25 protein-coding genes are annotated in these 26253 nt (G+C 29.8%); 8 read left to right on the top strand and 17 right to left on the bottom strand.

Annotated elements, in window-relative coordinates; all coding sequences use genetic code 11:
* Positions 1 to 67: 67 nt before the first annotated feature.
* The 12 genes from BM335_RS03600 to BM335_RS03545 form a co-directional block, all read right to left on the bottom strand.
* Positions 68 to 1507, bottom strand: coding sequence for a CotH kinase family protein (locus tag BM335_RS03600; protein ID WP_090223383.1), 1440 nt, complete (start codon positions 1505 to 1507; stop codon positions 68 to 70).
* A 2-nt stretch (positions 1508 to 1509) separates the two neighbouring features.
* On the bottom strand, positions 1510 to 2211 hold the full coding sequence (locus BM335_RS03595) for a DUF2490 domain-containing protein (RefSeq protein ID WP_090223382.1): 702 nt from the start codon (positions 2209 to 2211) through the stop codon (positions 1510 to 1512).
* A gap of 3 nt (positions 2212 to 2214) precedes the next feature.
* A complete protein-coding gene (locus tag BM335_RS03590; RefSeq protein ID WP_090223381.1) occupies positions 2215 to 2820 on the bottom strand; it encodes a DUF4956 domain-containing protein in 606 nt (201 codons plus the stop codon).
* Between the two features lie 186 nt (positions 2821 to 3006).
* Positions 3007 to 3372, bottom strand: a complete 366-nt coding sequence (locus tag BM335_RS03585) for a hypothetical protein (RefSeq protein ID WP_090223380.1) — start codon at positions 3370 to 3372, stop codon at positions 3007 to 3009.
* A gap of 281 nt (positions 3373 to 3653) precedes the next feature.
* Positions 3654 to 5393: an FAD-dependent oxidoreductase gene (locus tag BM335_RS03580; protein WP_090223379.1), complete on the bottom strand. Its 1740-nt coding sequence runs from the start codon at positions 5391 to 5393 to the stop codon at positions 3654 to 3656.
* Positions 5390 to 6019 (bottom strand): ferric reductase-like transmembrane domain-containing protein, encoded by a 630-nt coding sequence (locus BM335_RS03575; protein ID WP_177219148.1) that lies wholly within the window; start codon positions 6017 to 6019, stop codon positions 5390 to 5392. The genes BM335_RS03580 and BM335_RS03575 overlap by 4 nt, the downstream gene beginning before the upstream one ends.
* A gap of 2 nt (positions 6020 to 6021) precedes the next feature.
* Positions 6022 to 6237 (bottom strand): 4Fe-4S dicluster domain-containing protein, encoded by a 216-nt coding sequence (locus tag BM335_RS03570; RefSeq protein WP_090223377.1) that lies wholly within the window; start codon positions 6235 to 6237, stop codon positions 6022 to 6024.
* A 177-nt stretch (positions 6238 to 6414) separates the two neighbouring features.
* A complete protein-coding gene (locus BM335_RS03565) occupies positions 6415 to 7509 on the bottom strand; it encodes a CNNM domain-containing protein (protein ID WP_090223375.1) in 1095 nt (364 codons plus the stop codon).
* Between the two features lie 111 nt (positions 7510 to 7620).
* Positions 7621 to 8490, bottom strand: a complete 870-nt coding sequence (locus tag BM335_RS03560; RefSeq protein ID WP_090223373.1) for a DUF3078 domain-containing protein — start codon at positions 8488 to 8490, stop codon at positions 7621 to 7623.
* A gap of 70 nt (positions 8491 to 8560) precedes the next feature.
* Positions 8561 to 9070 (bottom strand): DUF2480 family protein, encoded by a 510-nt coding sequence (locus BM335_RS03555; protein WP_090223371.1) that lies wholly within the window; start codon positions 9068 to 9070, stop codon positions 8561 to 8563.
* Positions 9071 to 9391, bottom strand: coding sequence for an SUF system Fe-S cluster assembly protein (locus BM335_RS03550; RefSeq protein WP_090223368.1), 321 nt, complete (start codon positions 9389 to 9391; stop codon positions 9071 to 9073).
* A gap of 51 nt (positions 9392 to 9442) precedes the next feature.
* Positions 9443 to 9865 carry a SufE family protein gene (locus tag BM335_RS03545; RefSeq protein ID WP_090223366.1) on the bottom strand — a complete coding sequence of 141 codons (423 nt, stop codon included), beginning with the start codon at positions 9863 to 9865 and terminating at the stop codon, positions 9443 to 9445.
* Positions 9866 to 9963: 98 nt separating this feature from the next.
* Here BM335_RS03545 and BM335_RS03540 point away from each other — a divergent pair, with 98 nt between their 5' ends.
* The 3 genes from BM335_RS03540 (at position 9964) to BM335_RS03530 (ending at position 15111) form a co-directional block, all read left to right on the top strand.
* Positions 9964 to 10890 (top strand): PfkB family carbohydrate kinase, encoded by a 927-nt coding sequence (locus BM335_RS03540; protein WP_090223364.1) that lies wholly within the window; start codon positions 9964 to 9966, stop codon positions 10888 to 10890.
* Between the two features lie 64 nt (positions 10891 to 10954).
* Complete coding sequence (locus BM335_RS03535) at positions 10955 to 12856, top strand: amidophosphoribosyltransferase (protein WP_090224026.1); 1902 nt, start codon at positions 10955 to 10957, stop codon at positions 12854 to 12856.
* A 53-nt stretch (positions 12857 to 12909) separates the two neighbouring features.
* Entirely contained in the window at positions 12910 to 15111 is a 2202-nt protein-coding gene (locus tag BM335_RS03530; RefSeq protein WP_090223362.1) for a B12-binding domain-containing radical SAM protein, read from the top strand.
* A gap of 17 nt (positions 15112 to 15128) precedes the next feature.
* On the opposite strand, the gene BM335_RS03525 is transcribed toward BM335_RS03530, so the two are convergent.
* Positions 15129 to 17396: a transglycosylase domain-containing protein gene (locus BM335_RS03525; protein ID WP_177219147.1), complete on the bottom strand. Its 2268-nt coding sequence runs from the start codon at positions 17394 to 17396 to the stop codon at positions 15129 to 15131.
* A gap of 213 nt (positions 17397 to 17609) precedes the next feature.
* Between BM335_RS03525 and mtgA the strand changes: the two genes are divergently transcribed.
* Both mtgA and BM335_RS03515 read left to right on the top strand, forming a co-directional pair.
* Positions 17610 to 18302: a monofunctional biosynthetic peptidoglycan transglycosylase gene (gene mtgA / locus BM335_RS03520; RefSeq protein WP_090223358.1), complete on the top strand. Its 693-nt coding sequence runs from the start codon at positions 17610 to 17612 to the stop codon at positions 18300 to 18302.
* A 3-nt stretch (positions 18303 to 18305) separates the two neighbouring features.
* Complete coding sequence (locus tag BM335_RS03515; RefSeq protein WP_090223356.1) at positions 18306 to 19037, top strand: zinc-dependent peptidase; 732 nt, start codon at positions 18306 to 18308, stop codon at positions 19035 to 19037.
* On the opposite strand, the gene BM335_RS03510 is transcribed toward BM335_RS03515, so the two are convergent.
* From BM335_RS03510 to fbp, 3 genes are all read right to left on the bottom strand, one after another.
* The gene (locus BM335_RS03510; protein WP_090223354.1) at positions 19030 to 19953 is read right to left on the bottom strand and encodes a DMT family transporter; all 924 of its coding nucleotides are present in this window, start codon (positions 19951 to 19953) and stop codon (positions 19030 to 19032) included. The two genes, BM335_RS03515 and BM335_RS03510, sit on opposite strands and share 8 nt — an antisense overlap.
* A gap of 146 nt (positions 19954 to 20099) precedes the next feature.
* Entirely contained in the window at positions 20100 to 20708 is a 609-nt protein-coding gene (locus BM335_RS03505) for a superoxide dismutase (protein ID WP_090223352.1), read from the bottom strand.
* A 120-nt stretch (positions 20709 to 20828) separates the two neighbouring features.
* Positions 20829 to 21851, bottom strand: a complete 1023-nt coding sequence (gene fbp, locus BM335_RS03500; protein WP_090223350.1) for a class 1 fructose-bisphosphatase — start codon at positions 21849 to 21851, stop codon at positions 20829 to 20831.
* A gap of 124 nt (positions 21852 to 21975) precedes the next feature.
* Between fbp and BM335_RS03495 the strand changes: the two genes are divergently transcribed.
* Genes BM335_RS03495 through BM335_RS03485 form a run of 3 tightly spaced genes read left to right on the top strand, consistent with a single transcriptional unit; the run spans position 21976 to position 25596 of the window.
* Positions 21976 to 22455 (top strand): GNAT family N-acetyltransferase, encoded by a 480-nt coding sequence (locus tag BM335_RS03495; RefSeq protein ID WP_090223348.1) that lies wholly within the window; start codon positions 21976 to 21978, stop codon positions 22453 to 22455.
* 11 nt (positions 22456 to 22466) lie between these two features.
* Positions 22467 to 23714: an aspartate kinase gene (locus BM335_RS03490; RefSeq protein ID WP_090223345.1), complete on the top strand. Its 1248-nt coding sequence runs from the start codon at positions 22467 to 22469 to the stop codon at positions 23712 to 23714.
* Between the two features lie 37 nt (positions 23715 to 23751).
* Positions 23752 to 25596, top strand: a complete 1845-nt coding sequence (locus BM335_RS03485) for a GNAT family N-acyltransferase (protein ID WP_090223343.1) — start codon at positions 23752 to 23754, stop codon at positions 25594 to 25596.
* Here BM335_RS03485 and BM335_RS03480 read toward each other — a convergent pair.
* Positions 25593 to 25868 (bottom strand): TM2 domain-containing protein, encoded by a 276-nt coding sequence (locus tag BM335_RS03480; protein WP_090223340.1) that lies wholly within the window; start codon positions 25866 to 25868, stop codon positions 25593 to 25595. The two genes, BM335_RS03485 and BM335_RS03480, sit on opposite strands and share 4 nt — an antisense overlap.
* Positions 25869 to 26253 lie beyond the last annotated feature (385 nt).

The following is a 26253-nucleotide window of genomic DNA, read 5'->3' as shown; positions in this document are numbered from 1 at the left end:
TATTTTAAAAACACCTTTGTTTATACAATTTATGATTTAGTGTATAAACAAAGGTATTAAAATCAATTTACTTTAAATAAGTTGTTACCGCACTTGCTCTGCTGCTTGCATGAGATTTTATGGCACTAATACCAGAATAAAATGAACTACTGCTATTTAAAAAGGAATAGCCTTTTACTTCTGTTGTTGCGTATGGTGCTATTAATTCTGCATAGGTATCATAAACAGCTTGAATGTGTGTTGTTTCAAAAGGCCCATCTATAGTTGCTTTTACATAGGCGTCATATTTTGCTTTGTAAACGCTGTCTGCATATAAATATGATATTAATGGCCAATCACCAGAAAGATTTGAGAAATTTAAATTTAAAGAGCCACCTTGTTTCCCTGTTTGTAATGCTTCATTATTATCCCAAGGAATCCAAGTTAGTTTATTAGTAGAAGGATTATTATATAAATAATAGTTGTGTTCCATTCTACCATAAGTATCCCAATTTTGAATTACTGTATTTACAGCTAAATAATTAAGAAATACATCTGTGTCAAAAACAGCATCTAAACCTGCTCTCCAAGCTGCAGGATCTGTTGTTCTGGTGCTAGCGTGTAAGGCACTAAATACTGCTTTAACATCGCTCCAATCAGCTTCATCTTCGTTTGTTTTCTTTTCAAATCCATCTTCATTAAAAGTTCCATTTGCAAAATTTGCACCATCATCTTCAGGTTTGTATAAATTTCCATCACCGCTTGAAAATTGAGTGTCAATAACTGTATCATCAATTTCTTCAACCAATGTGTAAAGTCCAAAATATTGTGGTCCGCTTCCGTAATCAACATATAACGTGTAAAAACCAGTGTTTGAAACAGCTAAACCAGCATTTTTAAAAATTTCTGCTGCAACTTTTTCTCTTAATAAAGCATCGTCATCATAATTATTTTTTAAACTAAATTTTTTGAAACCGTAAAAGCGTTGGTTTTTAATTTGTGGATAATCATCTTCATATTCATCAAAATCTAATTTGAATGAAAGTTTTAAAATTCCTGCTTGCCAAGCACTTTGCAAGCTAGAGTTTCCTTTAAAACGAATACCTACTTTATACCATTCTTTTCCGTTATAAAATACAGAAGCTGGAACAAAAATTGGGTCTTCATCAGAAAAAGATGTGCCACCACCTCCGCCACCACCAGGACCAGAATTTGATGACCCAAAAGTTCCGTAAAGACTTGTCATATCCGCTAACATAGCTTTCCAGTTTGTATTAGATACCACAAAATCTAATCGTTTTACAACAGTATTATCAAATACTTCTGTGTAATTTGGGTCTGCATCTTTGCTGTGCGTTTCGGTTGTCCAATCTGTTGGTGTAAAGTCTAAATCGTCTACAACTACGTTAGTTGTCTCAGTTGTATCGGCATCAGAAATTATTTCATCATCAGAACAGCTAATATGCACATAAGATGCGATAGAAATTGTAATAAAAAGTAATGCAATTTTAATAGTTGAATTTTTCATGTTTATTTGTTTTTAAAAGTGTATTTATATTTTAATCCAATTACATTTAGTATTGATGGATTGCTAGTGTTTAATTCTTTTTCAAATTGATAGTATAAATTTATTTTTCCATATTTTTTCAAATCGTAGTCAGTTCCTATAGATAATCTGAATTTATCAAACCCATTTTCTTCATTTTTTTTGAAGTGATTAAATAGTTCTGCAGAAAATTCAGGATCTAATTTCCATTTTTTAATATTGTAGCCTATTGAAGTTTTTAATCGAATATGTTGGTTAGCATAATCGCCTTCAGATGCACTAATTCCTAATTCATTTTTATTTTGATAACGAAATCTGTATTTAAGTGAAAACTGATCAATTTTATGTTTATAAGCTGCATCTAATTGAAATCTGAAATGATTTTCATTTCCTTGAATTTTTCCTTCATTATCATTTTCTTTAATGAATCGTGCACCAGCGCCAATTGAGAAGTTTTTTGTTAAATCATATTCAGTGCTTATTTCTGTAAAATATTCATCTATTTGCGATATATTTTCTTTTAATCTAAGTTGTTCTTCTAATCCGAAACTTAATTTTTTATTGAATTTATATTCCAATTCAATGGCCGTCCAATTTCCTAAGTCGCTGTTTTGAGAATATGTAATTCCAGACGCAACTAAAAAGAAAAACAGGATAGTGTTTGATATGGTTTTGTTGAATTTCATTTTTTATAATTTTCCGTTGTAATAGTAAATTGTAACCTTTGAAGTATTTTTTAATAAATCTAAATCACCAATTGTAACTCTATTAATAGTTAACCCAGTTTTTTTCTCTAAATCTAGTTTTAACAAACTATAATTTTCCGGTTTTACATTTTCAATATTTTCGTAGGTAATTTTTTTAGAGATTTCATGTTTTAAATGCCAGAATTTTTCTAGAATAGTTAGTACAAAAATTATAAGTGTATTGGCGATTAAAATTTCTGAATAGCTCATTTTTTTGTTCGCTAATGAATTAATTACTGAAACACCAATTACTATAAATAAATACGTCATTTCCTTTATAGCAATAGCATCAGTTCTGTATCTAATAATTCCAAAAATTGCAAAAAGCCCAAGTGCCATACCAATATCTAAATTGTATTTTTTTAGGGTAAAGCATAAGAAAAATACAATTATACTAATCATATAGTAGGTAAATAAATAATCTTTTCGTTTAGAATTTTTATAGTATAAAAACTTGATAATTATTGTTAGAAAAAATAGGTTTAAACAAAATCTAAAAAGCATTTTGTAAAAATCATCATCAAAAATTGGGATGTCTAAAAATTCCATAAAATTGTTTGTTTTATTTAACTACAAAGAAAAATGATGTGCTAAATTTTAAGAAAAGAAATCAATGAACTGGCTTGTTTTATCAACCAAATAATTCCCCACATATTTAATTTTCTTTAACATGTGAGGAAAATTTAACCAAACTTAATTATAAACTCAAAACTTATATTTTAATGCTTATTTAAATCACATTTTATTTTTTCTCAATGGTTTTTTCTTTAAAAAAGAAGCGTATTTTGTTTGCTGGTCTTTTGATAAAATAGATGTAATTTCCTTTTCAAGTGAAGTTTTTAAAGCTTCCATTTCATTTCTATCAGGTCTTCCAGCACTTGTTTTTTCTTTTATTTCTTCAAAGTGTGCAGTATATAATTTTAAAACTTTAGCTTCTTGTTCATCACTTAAAAGAATCTCTTTTGATAAATCACTAACCATAGTTTTAATTTCTTTAGCTGTTGGTAACGCAGGAGGTCCTTCTTGTCCACCTCTTTGTTGTCCACAAGCTGTTGTTGTAATTACTAATACTACAACTAACATTTTCCAAATTTTGTTCATTTTTAGTTTCATTATTTTATTTTTAAAAGGTTGTTATTTAATCATTTGCTGAAACAAAGAAATGAAATGAGTGTATTTTTAGAAACTAAAATCAATGTACTCAGGTATTTTATCAACCAAATTCGGATACTTTAGCACTAACAACTTTATAAACTTTAAAAAACTTATACTTTTTATTGATGAAAATGGTTTTACAAAACGGACAAAAAAAACCGGCCTATGACTGACCGATTTTTTCAACTTAATTCAAACCAAAAATATTAATTATTTAAATACTACTATTATATGGGCCAAGTATTAAAAGGTTGTTTTTCAAACTGCATTGTTCCATCTTCACCTTTAAAAATATTTATCCAAACATTCCAATTTTCATAATCTACTTCAGGGTAATCTATACGGTAATGGCTACATCTACTTTCAGTTCTCATAATAGATGCTTTCAATTTCATTTCAGCAGTAACAATCATATTTGCTGTTTCGTGTACCAAACGCAATTCATGAAAATTCTTTGCTCTTAACGTTGGTAAATGATGATCTCTTAATTCTTCAACATAAGCCAAAGCGCCTTTTAATAAGTTTTCCTTTTTTATATAAATTATAAAGTTAGGAATCATAATTCCTTGTAATGTTTGTGTAACCCAAGCAGCGCTGTAACCAGCGTCACGTTTTAATGGTGCTAAAATTTCTTCTTTAATTTCTTTTATTTTGCTTGATGAAATACTTGCTGTTTTTACAGTTTTACTATACTTAGCAGCGGCCTCACCTGCAACAGCTCCTTGAACGGCAGAACCAGCTAATGAAGAACCAATTTGCGTGTAAATTGCGCCAGCCATATAAGATCCTAAAGCATCACCTGCGGCAAATAAACCTGAAATGTTAGACTCACATTGATCATTTATGGGAACTATTCCCTCAGCTTTGTGAATAGACATTCCGGCAGAAGAACCCCCAACTACACTACCTCCCATTCCTGGAGGACCTCCTTTACCTTCTTTTCTTGGAGGTCTTTTTTCACCTTCTTTTTTTCCCCCCTGATGACCGCCTGCATTGTTAAATTCTTCAGGTCTATATGGGCCACCTACTACTATATTTTCCTGTTTTCCCATTCCTGGAGGTCCCATTTGTGCAGCGCCACCATTTATATAAGCAGTATAATTCATATCTACACCTAAATCGTGACGAATTTCAACACTTGTGGTTTCAGGCTTTTTCTCAAACATATCTCCCCAACCATCATAACAGGCTGCTGCATTTTCAGATTTTGCAGGATGTCCATCATTCCATTCTTTACCTGTTACTTTTGCGCCAATATTATAGGCCATTATGGTGCCATCATGTGTTAAATCGCAAATAGGAAAACCATTTGGTTTAAAACCTCCAGCTCCTGTGCAAAGTATCACGCTCTTTGCTTCATAAAAAATAATTTTTTCAGAATCTAAACTAAATCCTGCGGCGCCCACAATTTTATTATTTTCTTTTATTAAATGTGTTATTACTACACGTTCTTGTAAAGGAATATTTCGGTCGTTTATGGGTTTGCTAAAACTTTTATTATACAATGAAGAATCAAAAAAGCCCCATTGTTTTAATTCATTTACTCTATCTAGCGAATGTTCTGCTAATTGTTTTGTGTAGGCAGGATTGTTGGTTCCTAAAGCTGATCTTGATACGGCTTGTGCAAATTCATCAATGCTTAATTTTTCTTTTTTAGGATCATAGGTAAATATTCCTTTCGCAAAAGGGGTTTGCCCAGATGCTCCTAATCTTCCTTTTGAAACCATTAAAACTTTTGCACCAGCATCATGCGCTTTAACTGCGGCAAATAAACCTGCCATACCGCCACCAATAACCAATACATCGGTTTTAATTTTATCAAAACTTAATGAATCAACATCAACTTTAGTAGTGTTTAAAGCCCAATCTGTTGGTAATCCCATTGCTGCAATTGCTGCAAAACTAGCTGCGCCACCTGCTAAGGCTATAAATTTTCTTCTAGATAAATTATTAGTTGATTCTTTCATTTTTTTGAAGTTTTAAAAAGGTATGTTTTCAATAAAAAATAGATAACACTAACAACAGCAAGTATATAATATATTGAAAAAGGGTTGGTACCGTGTCTGCCTAAATTAATTACATGCCAAGTTGCAGTAATAATAAAAAGAGTTGTTAAATAACCATGCAAATATCTCCATGTTTTATATTTTAAATAAATTTTAAATCTGAAAAACGCAGTAATTAACAAAATAAGCATGCTGGTATAAGCAATGATTCCTAAAATTACTCCTAAACTGTTGAAGCTAGTTATTAAAGTTAAAAACGCATCTGTAGGTGAAACTCCATTGTCAAAAAATTTTGGAACCACAATAAAAAATGGATGCAAAAGTAGTATTGAAATAAATAAATATCCAATAAACTTATGAATTTTTAGCACATTAACCATTCTTATATCTTTTACCAATTTTTGATTTATTCTGGTTGAAAAAAATTGAGAAAGGAATAAAGAAAATCCTAAAATTGTGATGATTGATAAAACATCCATTAAAAAACTTCTTTTTGGAAAATCTCCTAAGTTGTATAATACTATTGGCACAATAATAAAAAATAATGCAAGTATTAATAGCCTAAATATATTGCGTTGTTTTTTCATAATTAACCCCATGATACAATTACTGGAATACTTTTTTCAGGAGAAATTGTAATAGCGTCTACCGGGCAATACATACGGCATAAATGACATATTTGACAGTCTTCTTGGTAAACTATTTCTGCTTTTTTAGTGGTAGGATTTAACCTAATTACATCTGTAGGGCAGCTTTTTATACACTCCTCACATCCTATGCAACCGTTAATACTTTCTATGGACATAATTCTTTGATTTCAAAGTTTATTTTCTATTTTGAATCAAAGTAACACTACAGTTTTGTGTAAATAAAAAAGATTCAACAAACTAGTGATATTTCTCAATAGTTTGTTGAATATTAATTACCAACAATTATTACAAAGTGATAAATTTTAAGGTATTATAATGAAATAAAATTCATTTTATAGATTATCTTTTTTATGTCGATCATCAATAAGTCCAATTTTTTTAGCTCTTGTTTCCCAACTTTTTCTGGCGAGTAGTTGTAAGTCTTCAACATTATCGCTTTCATCCATAATTTCTAAACCAAGTAAGGTTTCAATAACATCTTCCATAGTTACAATTCCACTAGTAGTTCCGTATTCATCAACTACTAATGCTATATGTTCTTTTTGCGAAATAAATTTTTCAAAGAGGCTTGGTATTGGAATGGTTCTATTGGTAATTAATAATTCCCTTTTTATTTCTGATAATTTTTTTTGTCTGTTTCCATTAATAATTTCTTCCATAACTTCATCTTTTAAAATGAAGCCGGTAATATTATCAGAATTTTTTTTATAAATAGGAATTCTAGAAAAACGCAATTTTGGGTGTTCTTCAAAAAATTCTTGAACAGTAGTGTTTTCAGAAGCTCTTATCATTACAGTTCTTGGAGTCATAACATCTTTAACTTGTACCTGTTTAAATGTTAATAGGTTTTTTATAATGGCGCTTTCATTTTTTTCAAAAACACCTTCTTCGTGGGCAATGTCTGTCATAGCATGAAAGTCTTCTCTACTTAAAATTGATCCATGTCCACCGCTTCCTCCAATTAGTTTTGTAGTTAATTGTAACAACCACAAAATTCCAGTATATTTTAAAATTAAAATTAACGGTAATAAAGCATTTGCAGTAAAACCAGCTAATTTTTTCCAGTATTTGGCTCCAATGGTTTTTGGAATAATTTCAGAAACTACAAGTATTAATAGGGTCATTAATGCTGAAATAATTCCAACAGTGTTAATGCCAAAAATATTTATTTTATATTCTAAAGTTTCGGCCTGAACACCAACTAATATTGCGCCAACAGTATGAGCAATGGTATTTATTGTTAGAATTGCAATTAAAGGTTTATCAACATCTTTTTTTAATTCTTCAAGTTTTAAAGCATAACTTTTACCTTCTTGTTTTTTTATATTTACAAAAGTGGGTGTTATACTTAACAAAACAGCCTCTAAAATGGAACATAAAAACGAAAAAAATATTGAAATAGCAGCGTAAAATATTAGTAATGACATTCTCAATTAGTTTAAAAGCGAATTTAAGTAATTAAATTTCAATTTTGAAATAAAAAAAAGACGCTCAAAAAATATAAGCATCTTTTTAATAGTTACTAAATTATGATGTATTTAAAATTCATAGTTTACACCTAAACCAAAAACTTCTCTTATTTGGAAACCTTCAAAAGCATTATCATCATAAATAGTTTGGAAACTAACATTTGCTGATAAATATTTGTTTATAGCCATTACTAAATTCATGGTGTAATCTAAATCTATATTTTGAGGATCTTCTAAATAGTTTGAATATAAATTTAAAATATTTTCCATGGAAACGTTTTCCATTACATTTACTTTAGCATAAGCTGCAGCATTAAAACCTAACTCAAAACGGGTACTTTTTCCTTCTTCAACACCAAAATAAGCATCGTTTGGAAGGGTTAAGTCTTTATCAACAATTACAATTTTTGCAGTTGCAGGAGCTAAATTAAATTTAAAATTATCGCTTTTTTTCCACAACATACCTGGTCCAAATGATAAATTAGCAGGTGACATAAAATTGGTATATGACGTTCTAATTTCGGCGCCATTTGCATCCGTTTCATATTTGTAGCCTTCAGTAAATTGTGTTTTAAAATTTAAAAAACCAGAATAAAACCAATAGCCTGAAGCTTTTTTTCCTACAACAGAATTAAACTCAAATCGGTCATCTGTTTTCTTTTCAAAAGGACTGTTTTTACTTTTTGTTAAACCGTATGCGGCAATTATTTTATTGTCCCAGTTTAAATTTCCTTTCACATAATTAAAGTCGTAATTTAAACCTAAATTACCTGCAATATTGTTTTCTCCGCCGGCAACCCAATTTGAAAATGCAGATTGATTAAATAGCAATGAAATTTTTCCATTTTTAGTCCATCCGTCTTTTGGACCTTCTTTTTCTTGCGCAAATAATGAGTTTATGCTACAAGTAATTGCAATAAATAAAATTACTTTTTTCATACTTTTTATTTTAATTTATAATTTAATGGTTTTATTATTGGACATAATTTTTATGAAAAAGTCACTAAAATTATTTTTTTCTTTTAAAAAGTGGAACTGTTGAGCAAGCTTCGCCAAACATAATTGTTTTTGCAATGGGTTGTAGTTTTTCAATTAATTGAATATAAGCCGTTTCTGGTATTGGTTTATGAGCGCATCCTTTAATAATTATGGGTTTGTCAATAAACTCGTCAATAGTTAAATTGGTAATTATTTCTTGAAAAATGGAAGTTTCTAATTCTTTTAAGTTTCCAATAACAATTTTTTTTGCAAATGGACTTAGGTATGTTGTAATTAACATGAAAGCCCAAGAAGGTATAATAGCATCAGAAGAACAAGTTAATGCAATATATTGGTTTTGATATTGACTCCAATCATGATTTGATACATGCGTTCTAAAGTCAGCTTCTTTTAAAATAAGTTCATGAAAAAGCCAAATTTTTATATCAATAACGGTTCTTTCACCTTTCGGATAAAAATCTTCTAGGTTAATTGTTTTTAAATTGCTGTTGGCAATTCTATTTACAATTTCATCAACCATTTATAAAAAACCAAGTTCTAGTTTTGCTTCTTCGCTCATCATATCTTGTGTCCACATTGGGTCAAAAGTAATTTCCACTTCAGCATTGTTAACTTCTTCAATGGTTTTAACTTTTTCTTCAACCTCTACAGGTAAAGTTTCTGCAACTGGACAATTTGGAGAAGTTAGGGTCATTAATATTTTAACGTCGTTGTTTTCGCTAACAAAAACATCATAAATTAAGCCTAATTCAAAAATATCTACAGGTATCTCTGGGTCGTAAATAGTCTTCAATTTTTCTACTATTTTATCGCCTAAATCTGCTACACGTTCACTATTCATTGTATAAACCTTTCTTTATATTCATTCTAAATAAGTACAAATATACATTATTTAACTTAATTTTGATTGAAAAGCTAAAGCATACAATTTTATTTGTTTAATCATGGATACTAAACCGTTGGCACGCGTTGGCGATAAATGTTCTTTTAAACCAATTTCATCAACAAAATATAAGTCTGCGGCTAAAATATCTTGTGGTTTTTGATTGTTAAAAACACGTAGTAAAAGAGCTACTATTCCTTTGGTTAAAATGGCGTCACTATCGGCACTAAATTGTAGTTTATTTCCTTCAATTTCAGAATGTAACCACACTTTAGACTGGCATCCAACAATTAAATTTTCATCTTTTTTAAATGAATCATCAATAAGTGGAAGTGATTTTCCAATTTCAATAATATATTCATAACGTTCCATCCAATCTTCAAACATTGAAAACTCATCTATAATTTCTTCTTGTATTTCTTTGATAGTCATTTTTTAAACTTATTTTTGCAAAATTAATCACATCTGCTGTTTAAAAAAAATATAAACACAATTAATACCATTTAAGGTGTGAAACGAAATTTAAAAATATGAGTAAATTATTAATTGTAGGTACAGTTGCATTTGATGCTATTGAAACTCCGTTTGGAAAAACAGATAAAATTTTAGGTGGTGCAGCTACTTATATTTCATTATCAGCGTCACAATTTGGAGTAGAATCTGGAATTGTTTCGGTTGTAGGTGGAGATTTTCCGAAAGAATATTTTAAAAAATTAAACGCAAAAAATATTAATACAGATGGTATTGAAGTTGTTGAAGATGGAAAAACATTTTTTTGGAAAGGAAAATATCATAACGATTTAAATTCTAGAGATACTTTAATTACAGACTTAAATGTATTGGCCGATTTTAATCCAATTGTACCAAAAAAATTTAGTCAACCTGAATTTTTAATGCTAGGGAATTTGCATCCAGCAGTTCAAATGGCTGTTATAAATCAAATTCCAGTTCGTCCAAAGTTAGTAGTTTTAGATACTATGAATTTTTGGATGGATAATACTTGGAATCAGTTAATGGAAGTGATTGCTAAAATAGATGTAATTACTATTAATGATGAAGAAGCTAGACAATTATCGGGCGAGTATTCTTTAGTAAAAGCAGCTCAAAAAATTTACAAAATGGGTCCAAAATATGTGGTAATTAAAAAAGGTGAGCACGGAGCATTATTATTTCATGAAGACAATGTATTTTTTGCGCCAGCGTTACCATTAGAAGAAGTTTTTGATCCAACAGGTGCAGGTGATACGTTTGCGGGTGGATTTATAGGTCATATGGCAAAAACGGAAGATATTTCTTTTGAAAATATGAAAAGAGGTGTAATTGCAGGATCAAATTTAGCTTCGTTTTGTGTGGAGAAATTTGGAACCGAGCGTATGGAAAATTTAACGCATAACGAAATACAAGAACGATTATTACAATTTAAGTTGTTAACTCAATTTGATATTGAATTAGGATAACATTCAAATTCCGCACGTGTGCGGAATTTTTTATTTAAAAAATACTACAACTAAAACTACTATTATGAGTGACGCTATTAAACATGAATGTGGAATTGCAATGGTTCGGTTATTAAAACCATTACAGTATTATAAAGACAAATATGGTTCAGCTTTTTATGGTTTAAATAAAATGTATTTGTTAATGGAAAAACAGCACAACCGTGGGCAAGATGGTGCTGGATTGGCAAGTATAAAATTTAATGTTGCGCCAGGTACGCGTTATATTAGCAGAGTTCGTTCTAACGCAGATCAGCCAATTCAAGATATTTTTTCACAAATAAACGGAAGATTAAATGCTTTAAATGAGGAATATCCTGATAAAATAGATGATGTTCAATGGCAATTAAACAATGCTCCTTATATTGGAAATTTATTTTTAGGACATGTTAGATATGGCACATTTGGTAAAAATAGTATAGAAAGTGTACATCCATTTTTACGCCAAAGCAACTGGATGCATAAAAGTTTAATTGTGGCCGGAAACTTTAATATGACCAACTCTAAAAGGTTGTTTAATGATTTAGTTGAAATTGGTCAGCATCCAAAAGAAATGACTGATACTGTTACAGTGATGGAAAAAATTGGTCATTTTATTGATGATGAGGTTGCTAAATTGTATAAAAAAATTAAAGATGAACACGGAGTAAATAAAAAAGAAGCTTCACCATTAATTGAAGAGCATATAAATATTAAAAAAATATTAAAACGTTCTGCAAAAAATTGGGATGGAGGTTATGCAATGGCAGGTTTATTAGGTCATGGAGATTCTTTTGTTTTGCGTGATCCAGCCGGAATTCGTCCTGCATTTTATTATAAAGATGATGAAATTGTGGTAGTTGCGTCAGAACGACCAGTAATTCAAACGGTTTTTAATGTTCAAATTAAAGATGTGAAGGAAATTGATCCGGGTTGCGCTTTAATAATTAAGCGAAATGGTAAAATTACGATGAACAAAATTATTGAACCATTACCAAAAAAATCATGTTCTTTTGAGCGTATTTATTTTTCAAGAGGAAGTGATGCCGATATTTATAACGAACGTAAAAAATTAGGAAAATTAGTATTTCCTGAAATACTTAAAAAAATTAATAAAGATATTAAAAATACCGTTTTTTCATTTATTCCAAATACTGCTGAAACTTCATTTTATGGAATGCGTGAAGCAGCGGAAGATTTTTTAAATCTTCAAAAAACAAAAGCGATATTAAACGGTAGAGGAACACTTTCTGCAGAGCATGTAACTGAAATTTTATCAGCAAGACCACGTATTGAAAAATTAGCGATTAAAGATGCTAAATTAAGAACATTTATTGCTGATGATAATAGTAGAGACGATTTAGTAGCGCATGTTTATGATGTAACTTACGGAATTGTTAAACCAAAAGACAATTTAGTTGTTATTGATGATAGTATTGTGCGTGGAACAACTTTGAAAAAAAGTATTATTAAAATTTTAGACAGATTGCATCCTAAAAAAATAATTATTGTTTCATCTGCACCACAAATTCGTTATCCAGATTGTTATGGGATTGATATGGCACGTATGGGAGATTTTATTGCTTTTAGAGCTGCTTTAGAATTATTAAAAGATACCAATCAATATCATATTGTTGAAGAAGTTTATAATCGTTGTAAAATTATGCAGCCATTAGAAGATGGCCAAATTTACAATGCTGTAAAAGATATTTATACGCCATTTACAAACCAACAAATTTCTGATAAAATAGCTCAAATGTTAAAAACTCCAGAAATAACTTCTGAAGTTGAAATTGTTTATCAAACAGTTGAAAATTTACATGTTGCTTGTCCAAACCATTTAGGTGATTGGTATTTTACAGGTAATTATCCAACGCCAGGCGGAAACAGAGTTGTAAATGATTCATTCATCAATTTTTATGAAGGAAATAAAGGGAGAGCATATTAAATAAGAATTCATACATTAGCATATATACTTTAAATTTTTTTCTGAATACTATTTTGAAAGATATTCTGCTAATTACACCGCCATTTACCCAATTAAATACACCGTACCCAGCTACTATGTATTTAAAAGGGTTTTTGAATACAAAGCGTATTTCTTCATTTCAAACCGATTTAGGCATTGAAGTTATTTTAGCACTTTTCAGTAAAAATAAACTGCAAGAAGTTTTTGAATTAGCGTTTAAAAACAACACAATTATTTCAGAAAACGCACAACAAATTTATGCATTACGCAATACCTATATAGCTACTATTAATGCTGTTATAAAATTTCTTCAAGGTAAAAATCAAACTTTTGCACGCCAAATATGTTCTGAAAATTTTCTTCCGAAAGCTTCCAGATTTAATGAAATTGATGATTTAGAATGGGCTTTTGGCGCTATGGGAACACAAGATCAGGCAAAGCATTTGGCAACCTTATATTTAGAAGATTTATCTGATTTTATTATTGAATGTATTGATGAAAATTTTGGTTTTAGCAGATATGCAGAGCAATTGGGCAGAAGTGCCAATAGTTTTAATGAATTGTATGAAAGTTTGCTACTAAAACCTACTTTTATTGATGAAATTACGCTGAATATTTTAGATGATAAACTGCAAGAAATTCAACCAAAATTGGTATGTTTTTCCGTGCCATTTCCGGGGAATTTATATAGTGCATTTAGGTGTGCACAATTTATAAAAACCAACTACCCAAATATTAAAATTGCAATGGGCGGCGGTTTTCCAAATACGGAATTACGAAGTTTAACTGACAATCGTGTTTTTGACTTTTTCGATTTTATTACGTTAGATGATGGCGAATTACCTATTGAAATTCTTTTTTCAAATGTTGTAAATCCATCAATAGAAAATCCTGATTTTAATATGTTCAAAAGAACTTTTTTACGATTAAATAATGAAGTTTTTTATAACAATTCATCTATAAAAAATGATTATAAACAAGCCGAAATCGGAACACCAGATTATAGCGATTTATTGCTTGATCAATATATTTCAGTAATAGAAATTGCCAATCCAATGCACAGTTTGTGGAGCGATGGACGTTGGAATAAATTAACAATGGCGCACGGTTGCTATTGGGGAAAATGTACTTTTTGCGATATTTCACTGGATTATATTAAAATTTATGAACCAATAACCGCTAAATTATTGGTAGATAGAATGGAGCAAATTATTGCACAAACAGGTGAAACTGGCTTTCATTTTGTTGATGAAGCAGCACCGCCAGCTTTAATGCGAGCTTTGGCAATTGAAATAATTAAAAGAAGATTAACAGTAACTTGGTGGACAAACATTCGGTTTGAAAAAAGTTTTACCAACGATTTATGTTTGTTGTTAAAAGCATCTGGTTGTATTGCTGTTTCTGGTGGTTTGGAAGTTGCATCTGATAGATTGTTACAATTAATTCAAAAAGGTGTAACTGTTGAGCAAGTTGCTAAAGTAACCAAAAGTTTTACCGACTCGGGCATTATGGTACACGCCTATTTAATGTATGGTTTTCCAACACAAACTATTCAAGAAACAATTGATAGTTTAGAAATGGTGCGACAATGTTTTGAGCTTGGTATTATAAAATCTGGTTTTTGGCATCAATTTGCTTTAACTGCACATAGCTCCATTGGAATAAATTATGAGAATTATAATATTATTCCAGATTTAGAAGAAATTTCTTTTGCTAATAATGATATTCAGTTTACAGACAAAACGGGAATAAATCATGCTAAATTTAGTGAAGGTTTAAAAAAATCTATTTTTAATTTTATGCACGGCATTGGTTTTAACTTGCCGTTGCAAGAATGGTTTCCTTTTAAAATTCCTAAAACTAGTATTAAAAACGATTTTATTAGTTCATCATTAGAAAACCAAGGATTTGAAATATGCAAACCAACATCAAAAATTATTTGGTTAGGTGGTGCGCCTTTAATTATACCTTTTTCAAAAACTAAAAAAGGGAAAACGTGGCAAATGCTTCAACTAACATTTTTTAGCGAAACCGAAAGGTATGAAATTTCAGTCCCTGAAAATTATGGAAAATGGTTGATTGAAAGCCTTAAAAAACTGAGTGTTTATAATAATGAATCAATTACATTCAGTCAGTTAAAAGTCAATTTTGAAACCGATTTTGAAAACTTTGAATTATTTTGGTATTCAAAACCAATAGACACATTAAGAAAACACGGTTTATTAGTTTTATAAAATACTACAATTCTCTATTAATTATTTGGTTGAATAGAATCCAACACAATGGTTGAAGGATCTATAGCTAAAGAATCAATAACAATATCTAATGTGTCTTTTTTAGGTGAAGGAACGCCTTTACGTGATAAACAATCATATAATTTTAAAACTTCTTTTGATGGTTTTTTAAAATTGCCGTTTAGGTAATATTTAAAAGAAGGATTGTTATTTAACGATCGTAAAAAATCGCCATTAATTGGTAATGCTGTATGCGAACCTTGACCTTTATCCATACTTCTAAAATGAATGGAAGGGTTTTCCGCTCCAACCCAGCTTCCGGTTACTAAATTTGAAGTAAAACCAAAAAACCATCCATCAGCTTGAGATTGTGAGGTTCCTGTTTTTCCGCCTAAATCGTTATACAAACCATAATCATATCTTAAGGAAGCTGCTGTACCATTGGTAATTACTTTTTCAAGCATTTGAACCATAATTTCAGCAGTTTGTTCTGAGTATACATTTTTATTTTTAACCTCAGGAAACGTGGGTAGCTCAACACCTTCTCTGTTTATAATTTTTACTATGGAAACTTCATGAACTGGTAATCCGTAATTAGGAAATGTTGTATAAGCTCTTGCCATTTCAAGTAAAGAAAGCTCTGCTGTACCTAATGATAACGAACCAATTTCAGGTAATTTAGTTTCAATACCCATTTTTGTTGCCAGATTAATTATATTTTTCAGACCAGCTTTTTCCATTAATTGTACTGTAACGGTATTAGTTGAATTTGCTAAAGCGCCCCAAACACTAAATTCACCTCCATAAATCCAATCAGAGTTTTTAGGTTCCCAATCTTCATATTGAGGGTATTTTATTAAAATATTTGGATACATATCACAAGGTGAAACACCTTTTTCTATGGCAGCTGTATACACAAAAGGTTTAAACGTACTACCAACTTGACGTTTAGTTTTTATATGATCATATTGAAAATGTTGTTCGCTAATACCACCAACATAGGCTTTTATATGTCCGGTTTGTGGTTCAATAGCAATAAATCCTGCGTGTAAATGTTTTAAATAATGTTTAATAGAATCTAGCGGAGACATTGTTACTTGTTTGTCGCCATTCCAAGTGAAAATTTTCATTGGTATTTCAGTATTAAAATTTGCTCTAATATTGGCTTCAGAAATACCTTTTTCTTTTAATCGTTTGTATCTGCTTGAATTTTTAATGGCATTTTCTAAAACAACCGGAACATCTTTCCATGGTTCCTCTCCTCGCCATTCATAATCAAATTCTTGTTGTAATTTTTTTAATTGTTTAGCAACAGATTTCTCTGCATATTGTTGCATTTCATAATTTAACGTGGTGTAAATTTTTAAACCATCTTTGTATAAATCGTAGTTTTTTCCACTTGGTTTTTTATTTTCTTCAAGCCATTTTTTCATTTCAGTACGTACATATTCAGTAAAATATTTAGCTTTACCTACGTGGCGAACTAATCTTTTTTCTTTGGTAATTATGGGTAAATCGGAAATAGAATCTTCTTCTTTTTGTGAAATAAATTCAGCTTCTTTCATTAAATTTAAAACAATATTTCTTCTTTTTTTGGAAGCTTCAGGAAATTTTACAGGGTTATAAGTGTAGCTTGCTTTTAACATTCCAACCAAAACAGCACTTTGTTCTATAGTTAATTTTGATGCCGTTGTGCTAAAAAAACGTTGGGATGCACTTTCTAATCCAAAAGCCGATTGCCCAAAGGGAACGGTATTAAAATAAAATTCAATTAATTGTTCTTTAGTAAAATGTTGCTCTAATTTATAAGCAGCAACCATTTCTTCTAATTTATTAATTGGCGTTGAAAAAAACCGATGCGATTTACGCGGAAAATAGTTTTTTACCAATTGTTGCGTAATGGTACTTCCACCGCCAGAACTTTTATCGCGCATAATAATAGTTTTTACTAAAACACGAAATAAACTTTTTATATCCACGCCGCTATGTTCAAAAAAACGAGCATCTTCTGTGGCAATTAAAGCGTTTACCAAATGTTTTGGAATGGAATCATAAGGAATATTAATTCTGTTTTCTTTGTCGAATCTATACAGTAAAATATTATCAGCAGAATACACTTCAGAAGCTTCCATATTTTGAAAAAGTTGTATTTCTTTGTTTGTAGGAACTCTTCCAAAATAACCAAAATAAATGGCAATAAAAAAACTTAAAAAAAGAAATGTAGCTAAAAAAAAGCCATATTTTAGCGATTTTTTAAATGTAAAATTCTTTAATTTAAATTTCAAAAAAAATTGTTTAATGCTATTTAATATGTTGTTCATTTTAATGAAATAAGTATAGGCAAAAGTCTTCTATTTTTTTTTAATTTTGATAAATGCACTCATAATTCTTTACAAAATAGGATTATTTTTTTAGAATTTAATTTTTTTAAATTGCTAAACACTTAAAAATAAAGACGAATCAATATAAAAATAATACTTTTGCTTAAATTTTGTTGCATGAAAGGTTTTTTTCAAAAATTAAAACGATGGTTTTTTAAAGCCATTGTTATATTCTTTATCACATCAATACTTACTGTTATCTTATTTAAGTGGGTTCCTGTCCCATTTACGCCATTAATGCTTATTAGAAATATAGAACAATGGACAGAAGGTACATCAGCGACATTTACACATAATTGGGTTTCAATGGATAAAATATCACCAAACTTAGTAAAAGCTGTAATTGTAAGTGAAGATCAAAAATTCTTTGAGCATTTTGGATTTGATGTAGAAGCCATTGAAAAAGCCTACGAAGGCAATAAAAAAGGTAAAAAAATTAAAGGAGGAAGCACTATTACGCAACAAACTGCAAAAAATGTTTTTTTATGGCCGCAACGCAGTTATGTTAGAAAAGGATTTGAAGTGTATTTCTCTTTTTTAATTGAAGTTTTTTGGAGTAAAGAGCGCATTATAGAAGTATATTTAAATAGTATTGAAATGGGTGATGGCGTTTACGGAGCCGAAGCAGCATCACAACATTGGTTTAGGAAATCCGCTAAAAAATTATCTACTTATGAAGCGGCTTCCATTGCAGCTATTTTACCAAATCCAAGGAAATATAAAGCTATTAGATCTTCTAATTATGTTGAAAGAAGAAAAAATTGGATAGTACGGCAAATGGGTTATTTTGGACCTTTAAATTTTGAATAACCATTGAGCTTTAAATATAAAATTTTAGGATATTTTTTTAAAGAAAAATCAAAAACCGAAGTTCATTTGGTGTTGTTGAAATGGAGTTCTTATTACAAAGATTTATCAACCGTAAATCAAGAAATATTTCAAATAAGAACTTTAATATTTATTAAAACTACACGGTTTTTATCGGATCCCAATTTTTATGTAAGTCCAGAAATGAAAATAGTAATTTCAAGTGCATTTACACAAGTTACATTTGGTTTAAAAATTGTAGCACTTTCTAAATTTAACACTATTTTTATTGCTCCTTCAGCCTACACATATCAAAAAATTAATCAACTTTTTGATGGAGATGTAAATATAAAAACTAATCGTGTAAATTTATCTTGGCCTGCTGTAGAGCGAGGTTTTAAAATTTCTGATGATGCTTTAAATTTATGTATTCACGAATTTGGTCATTGTTTAATAATTGAAAATTCCAAAAGAAATTATATGGGTATTTTTAATGAAAATAATCTTGAAAGTTATAAGAATACGGCAATCTATTTTATAAATGAGGTAAGAGCAGATGAGCATTCTTTTTTACGAAATTATGGAGGTGAAAATTTGATGGAATTTTTTTCGGTATCATTAGAGTCTTTTTTTGAAAAGCCTAATGAGTTTAGTCAAAAATTACCAAAATTATATAATTCATTAGCACAATTACTAAATCAAGATCCCAGAAAAAAGGAACATCCCAAGCTTAATTGATAAAAAACAACACAATTCCACCAAGTGCAATAAAAGCACCAATAACTTCTTTTAAGGTTACTTTTTCTTTATACAATAAAATTGCTGGAGGAATAATTAAGACAGGAATAATTGCCATAATAGTAGATGCAATTCCAACAGTGGTATATTTAACAGCTAACAAGGATACATAAACCCCTAAGAAAGGACCAAAAATAGAGCCAATTACAATAAATTTCATTGAAATTTTATCGCTAACCGCTTGTTTAACTTTTGGCCATCTTTTTATTAGTGAAATCAAAATTATAAAACCAATACATCCTGTAATAATTCTAATTTGTGTAGCTGCAAATACATTGTAATCTTGCATTCCGTATTTACTTAAGACTAAACCTAATGCCTGCCCAATAGAACCAAAAAAAGCAAATAGCATTCCTTTTGGAGAAAATGAAAATTGTATTTTTTTGTTTTTTATTCCTGCTTTTTCATCATCTAATTTCTTTTTTTCAGTGATAACCATCATAATACCAAAAATGGTAATAAACATAGCTAACAAAGAAATAAGATTCATTGTTTCACCTAATAAAAACCAACTAATAAATGCCGCCATGGGAGCACTTAATGACATAATTAGCATAGAAATACGCGCGCTAATTAATTCGTATGATTTAAATAAAAAATAATCTCCAAAAACAAACCCTATTAATCCAGAAACTGACATCCAAATCCATTGATGTGTTCCTGCATCAAATGGTAAAAATAATCCTCTTGAGAAATAGGAAATAATCCCAAAAATAAAAAAGGCTATGATTAATCTTAAAACATTTACTGATAAAGAACCAGCTCTTCTTGTGGCTTGTTGAAAAGATAAACTAGTAGTAGTCCAAAATATGGCAGTTAATAAAGCAAATAGCTCACCCAAATGAGATGTTAACATACGTAGCAACAATAAATTTAAGGCGCTAAAGTACAGAAAACAATAATGAGTTTAGGTAATTAAAATACTTATTTTAAAAGAAATAAATTGAGATAAAAAAAGTCCGCAATTTGCGGACTTTTTTATTTTAGTTAGTAGTAAATAAATTATTTGCTTTCAGCATATCTTCTTTCAACTTCGTTCCAGTTAATAACATTAAAAAATGCATTAATATAGTCTGGTCTTCTGTTTTGGTAATGTAAATAGTAAGCATGTTCCCAAACATCTAATCCTAAAATTGGGGTTCCTCCACAAGAAACACCTGGCATTAATGGGTTGTCTTGGTTTGGAGTAGAGCAAACTTCAACTTTACCACCTTTATGTACACAAAGCCAAGCCCATCCAGATCCAAATCTAGTTGCGGCAGCTTTTGAAAATTCATCTTTAAAAGCATCTACAGAACCATAAGCAGCTATAATAGCATCTTTTAATTCTCCAGATAAATATCCTTTTCCTTCAGGTTTCATTACATCCCAAAATAAAGAGTGGTTGTAAAAACCACCACCGTTATTTCTAACAGCAGCGTTATTCATATCTAAATCAGCTAAAATAGCTTCAATAGATTTTCCTTCTAGATCAGTTCCTGCAACGGCGTTATTTAAATTGTTTGTATATCCTGCATGATGTTTTGTATGGTGTATTTCCATAGTTCTAGCATCAATATGTGGTTCTAATGCATCGTAAGCATACGGTAATTTTGGTAATTCAAAAGACATAATTGTATTTTTTTAGTTCAACATTTATTGTACTCAAAGATAATGAACGGTTTTCATTCTAAAAAATCTTAGAATTGATTGTTCTTATAGTACTATTGGTTTAAGTTATGAAATTTAAAATTAATAATTGGCATTTTCGGGATATTTTGCCATAAACTCACCTGCTTTATCTACCATATTTTTACTTCCACAGAAAAATGGCACGCGTTGATGAAGTTCTGTTGGTTTTATATCTAAAATACGTTTATACCCATCAGTAGCTTTTCCGTTGGCTTGTTCTGCTAGAAAAGCCATTGGGTTGCATTCATATAATAAACGTAATTTTCCTTTAGGACCTATAGAGCTTGTAGGATAAATGTAAATACCACCTTTAATCATATTTCTATGAAAATCTGATACTAATGATCCAATGTAACGAGATGTATAAGGTCTGTCGTCTTTTTCTTCTTGGCAATATTTTAAATAATCTTTAACACCTTGTGGAAAATGCACATAGTTTCCTTCATTTATAGAGTATATTTTTCCATCTTCAGGAAAACTCATATTCGGGTGCGATAAATAAAAGGAGCCAATAGCAGGGTTTAAGGTAAATCCGTTTACTCCGTGGCCAGATGTATACACCAACATTGTTGAAGTTCCGTATACCACATAACCTGCAGCAACTTGCTGATTTCCTCTTTGTAAAAAATCAATTTGTTCAACGGGAGTACCTATTGGAGTAATTCTTCTGTAAATAGAGAAAATTGTACCTACAGATACATTTACATCAATATTTGAAGAACCGTCTAACGGATCAATAAGCATTACATATTTATTTTCGTTGGTGCCGTGTTTTCCTTTTATAGTTACATAATTATCTTCTTCTTCACTGGCAATTCCACAAACAATTTCTCTATTTATAAGCGTTTGCATAAAAACATTGTTTGCATAAACATCTAATTTCTGTTGATCTTCACCTTGTATATTCGTATCTCCTGCAGCACCTAAAATATCTACTAAACCAGCTTTGTTAACTTTGTAATTTACAATTTTTGCAGCTAATTTTATGGAACTCAGTAGTCTAGAAAATTCTCCAGAAGTATATTTATAATGTTTTTGATTTTCAATAATAAATTCTCCTAAGGTAAGATTGTTGTTTTTCATTGTGAAAGTTGAATAGATTTTTACAAATATCGAGAAAATTATTTTTAAAAATGAAGAGATTGTAAGATACTTTGTATTCAAATTTTTTACTTTAGCATTACTAATTAAATATTATTTATTACCTATGAATTTTACCATTAGAGAAGCTGTTAAAAATGATATGTTTGATGTGCTTAAATTAATTAAAGAATTGGCGCATTTTGAAAAGGAAGCAGATGCTGTACAAGTTACCGTTGAAGATTTAGAAAAAGATGGTTTTGGAGAAACACCTTTATTTAACTGTTTTGTTGCTGAAATTGATGCTGAAATTGTAGGAATGGCGTTGTTTTATCCAAGATATTCTACTTGGAAAGGACCCACAATTCATTTAGAAGATTTAATAGTGACCGAAAATAAAAGAGGACTTAAAATTGGCGGTGCTTTATATGCTAAAGTAATTGAGTTTGGGTACAAAAAAGGTGTGAGAAGAATTGAATGGGCGGTGTTAGATTGGAACAAACCAGCCATTGATTTTTACGAAAAATCGGGCGCACGTGTTTTGCGTGATTGGAATACAGTACATATTGAAAATGATGCCATTAAAAATTATATTAATAGTTTGTAAAATAGGTATTTATGAAAATTTTTAAATTTGGAGGTGCATCTGTTAAAGATGCTGAAAGCATAAAAAATGTAGTACGTGTTTTACAACATGAAGGTTTTGAAAACACTTTAATTGTAATATCTGCAATGGGTAAAATGACCAATGCTTTTGAAGAAATAATACATTCCTACTGCAATAAAAAGGATGATTTACCTCAAAAAATAGACTTTGTAAGAGACTATCATTTTAATATTATTGAAAATTTATTTACTGCCAATAAACCAGTAATTATTTTAGAAATTGAACAGTTTTTTGGTCAATTAAGTGGTTTTTTAATTAAAAACAAGAATAATGATTACAACTTTATTTATGATCAAATTATTGGTTTTGGAGAGTTGCTTTCAACAAAAATTGTGAGTATTTATTTAAATGAAATTGGTATTAAAAATAGCTGGGTTGATGTGCGGGATTATTTAAAAACTGATGACACCTATCGAGATGCTTATGTAAATTGGGATGCTACTTTACAAAATATTTCAAAACTTAATTCAGATAATTTATACATAACACAAGGGTTTTTAGGAAGTACTGCACAAGGTAAAACAACCTCTTTAGGCAGAGAAGGCTCAGATTATACAGCGGCAATTTTCGCTTATTGTTTAAACGCCGTTAGTTTAACTATTTGGAAAGATGTTGATGGTGTGTTAAATGCAGATCCACGATTTTTTGATAATGCAGAATTATTGCAACAAATATCTTACGGCGAAGCTATAGAAATGGCTTTTTATGGCGCATCTGTAATTCATCCAAAAACATTAAAACCATTAGAAAATAAAAATATTCCGTTATTTGTTCGATCTTTTTACAACCTAAATGCTAAAGGAACCATTGTTGGAAAAGGACATTATTTATTGCCAGATATTCCTTGCTTTATTTTAAAACAGCAACAAATATTAGTATCAATTTCTGCATTAGATTTTTCGTTTATGGTAGAATATAATTTGAGTGATATTTTTAAAATTTTGCATGATTATAAGTTAAAAGTAAATTTAATTCAAAATTCGGCCTTAAGTTTTTCAGTTTGTATTGAAGATAAATTCAATACTTTTCAACAGTTTTTAACCGAGATTAATAAAAAATATAAAGTAACATTCTCTGAAAATGTTTCTTTATACACAATTAGACACGCAAATGAAAATGCAGTAAATAAAATAGAAGAAAAAGGAGAAATATTGTTAAAACAAGCTACAAAAGGTACTGTGCAACTTGTATTGAAATAAATTTGTGTATTTTTGTAGCTACGTTAATTTTATATAAATGAGTTTAGTAACAGCTAAAGAAGTTGCAAAGGTTGTAAGCCTTGATAAATACGGATTTATAGGAACATTTTTTGGCTGGGTACTTATGAAAGTGCTTAGAATTTCAGCAATAAATAGAATTTATAATAAGCATAAACATTTAAAAGATTTAGAATTTTTTACAGCACTTTTAGATGATTTAGAAATTAAATTTGAAATTCCAGAAGAAGATTTAAAAAGAATCCCAAAAGATGGTGCTTTTATTACAGTTTCAAATCACCCACTGGGTGGTATTGATGGAATTCTGTTACTTAAATTATTAATAGAAAAACGTCCTGACTATAAAATTATTGCCAATTTTTTATTGCATAGAATTGAACCTATGAAGCCTTTTATTATGCCAGTAAATCCTTTTGAAGATAGAAAGGATGCGCAATCAAGCCTTTCTGGTTTAAAAAATGCTTTAGCACATATAAAAGAAGGAAATCCGTTAGGTGTTTTTCCTGCAGGAGAAGTTTCAACCTACAAAGATGGAAAATTAATTGTTGACAGACCTTGGGAGGAAGGTGCAATTAAGCTAATTCAAAAAGCAAATGTACCCGTAATTCCAATATATTTTCATGCTAAAAACAGCAGGTTATTTTATTTATTATCAAAATTAAATCCAACATTGCGCACCGCTAAATTACCTTCTGAATTATTATCTCAAAAAGGCCGAGTAATTAAAGTTAGAATTGGAAAACCTATTTCAGTTACTGATCAAGAAGAATATAAAAGCACACAAGAATTTTGCGATTTTATTCGTAGAAAAACTTATATGCTGGCAAATCCTTATCAAAAAGAACCAAAGCCATTAACAACAGCAGCACTTAAATTACCAAAAGCTCCCAAACAAATTGTTGATCAGAGAAATATTGATAAAATGATTGCAGAAGTTGATGCTTTAAGAGAAAATGGCGGAAGATTGCTTAAAAGTAAAAACTACGAAGTGTTTTTTGCGCAACGTAAAGAAATACCAAATTTAATTTTTGAAATTGGACGTTTACGAGAAATTACTTTCAGAGAAGTAGGTGAAGGAACCAATGAAGCCATAGATTTAGATAGTTTTGATAGTTATTACCATCATTTATTTTTATGGGATGATGAAGCAAAAGCATTGGCTGGAGCTTATAGAATGGGATTGGGAAAAGATATTTATGCAAAATATGGAATTCACGGTTTTTATGTGCAAACTTTGTTTAAATTTGAGCCAGAATTGTATTCTATGATGGAGAATTCTATTGAAATGGGGCGGGCATTTATTATTAAAGAATATCAACAAAAGCCAATGCCGTTATTTTTACTTTGGAAAGGTATTGTACACGTTACGTTACGTTATCCAGAATATAAATATTTAATTGGCGGAGTAAGTATAAGCAATCAGTTTTCTAATTTTTCAAAATCGTTAATGATTGAGTTTATGAAATCTCATTATTACGATCCTTACATTGCACAATATATTCATCCTAAAAAAGAATATAAAGTAAAATTAAAAGATGCCGATAAAGATTTTGTTTTTGATGCTACACAAGCTGATATGAACAAATTTGATAAAGTTATTGATGAAATTGAACCAGGAGCTTTAAGAATTCCTGTTTTAATTAAAAAATATGTGAAACAAAATGCAAGATTGGTTGCATTTAATGTAGATCCGCTATTTAATAATTCTGTTGATGGCTTAATGTATATTAGAATTTCAGAAATACCAGAAAGTACGGTAAAACCTGTAATGGAAGAATTTCAGGCAGAGTTAGAAAACCGTATGGAAAATGAAAATAATGAAGCTGAAACCTCTAATGAAACTTCAGCTTCAAAAAAAGATTAAAACCAGCCTTTTTTATTGATTTGATATGTATAAACAAACTCTTCATCAGATTTTGTTAGGTAAATTATGCCTTCAATAAAAGGAATTATTCCTAATATTCCACAAGATACAACAGATATTATGAGTTGAATAATACCTTCTTTTGTATATCCTAATACAAATTTGTGAACCCCTAACGATCCAAGTAAAATAGCTAAAACGCCCGCTAATACTCTTTTACTTTCTTCACTACTTTTAGGAACGACATTTCCTTTTTCATCAATTACATCCATTTTTTTATTGTTTTAGTTAATTAATTTTTTACAAAAAAGCACTATCTATTGGTTCCCAAAGTTCAATTTTATTGCCCTCAGGGTCTAAAATCCAACCAAATTTTCCATATTCATATATTTCCATTTCACCAACAATGGTTACACCTTCATTTTTTAATTTAGCTAATAAATCTACTAAATTTTCAACTCTATAATTAAACATAAAGTCTTTTTTTGAAGGAGAAAAATAAGTAGTATCATTTTTAAAAGGACTCCATTGAGTGCTTGCAGCTTTATTATTATTCTCTTTCCACCAAAAAGTACATCCATAATCATCGGTATTAAAACCTAAATGTGTTTTGTACCATGCTTTTAATTTTACAGGATCTTCGGTTTTAAAAAACAA

The sequence above is a fragment of the Lutibacter maritimus genome, from assembly GCF_900116115.1.
Classification (GTDB): domain Bacteria; phylum Bacteroidota; class Bacteroidia; order Flavobacteriales; family Flavobacteriaceae; genus Lutibacter; species Lutibacter maritimus.
This window is presented reverse-complemented; position numbering and strand designations above follow the sequence as displayed.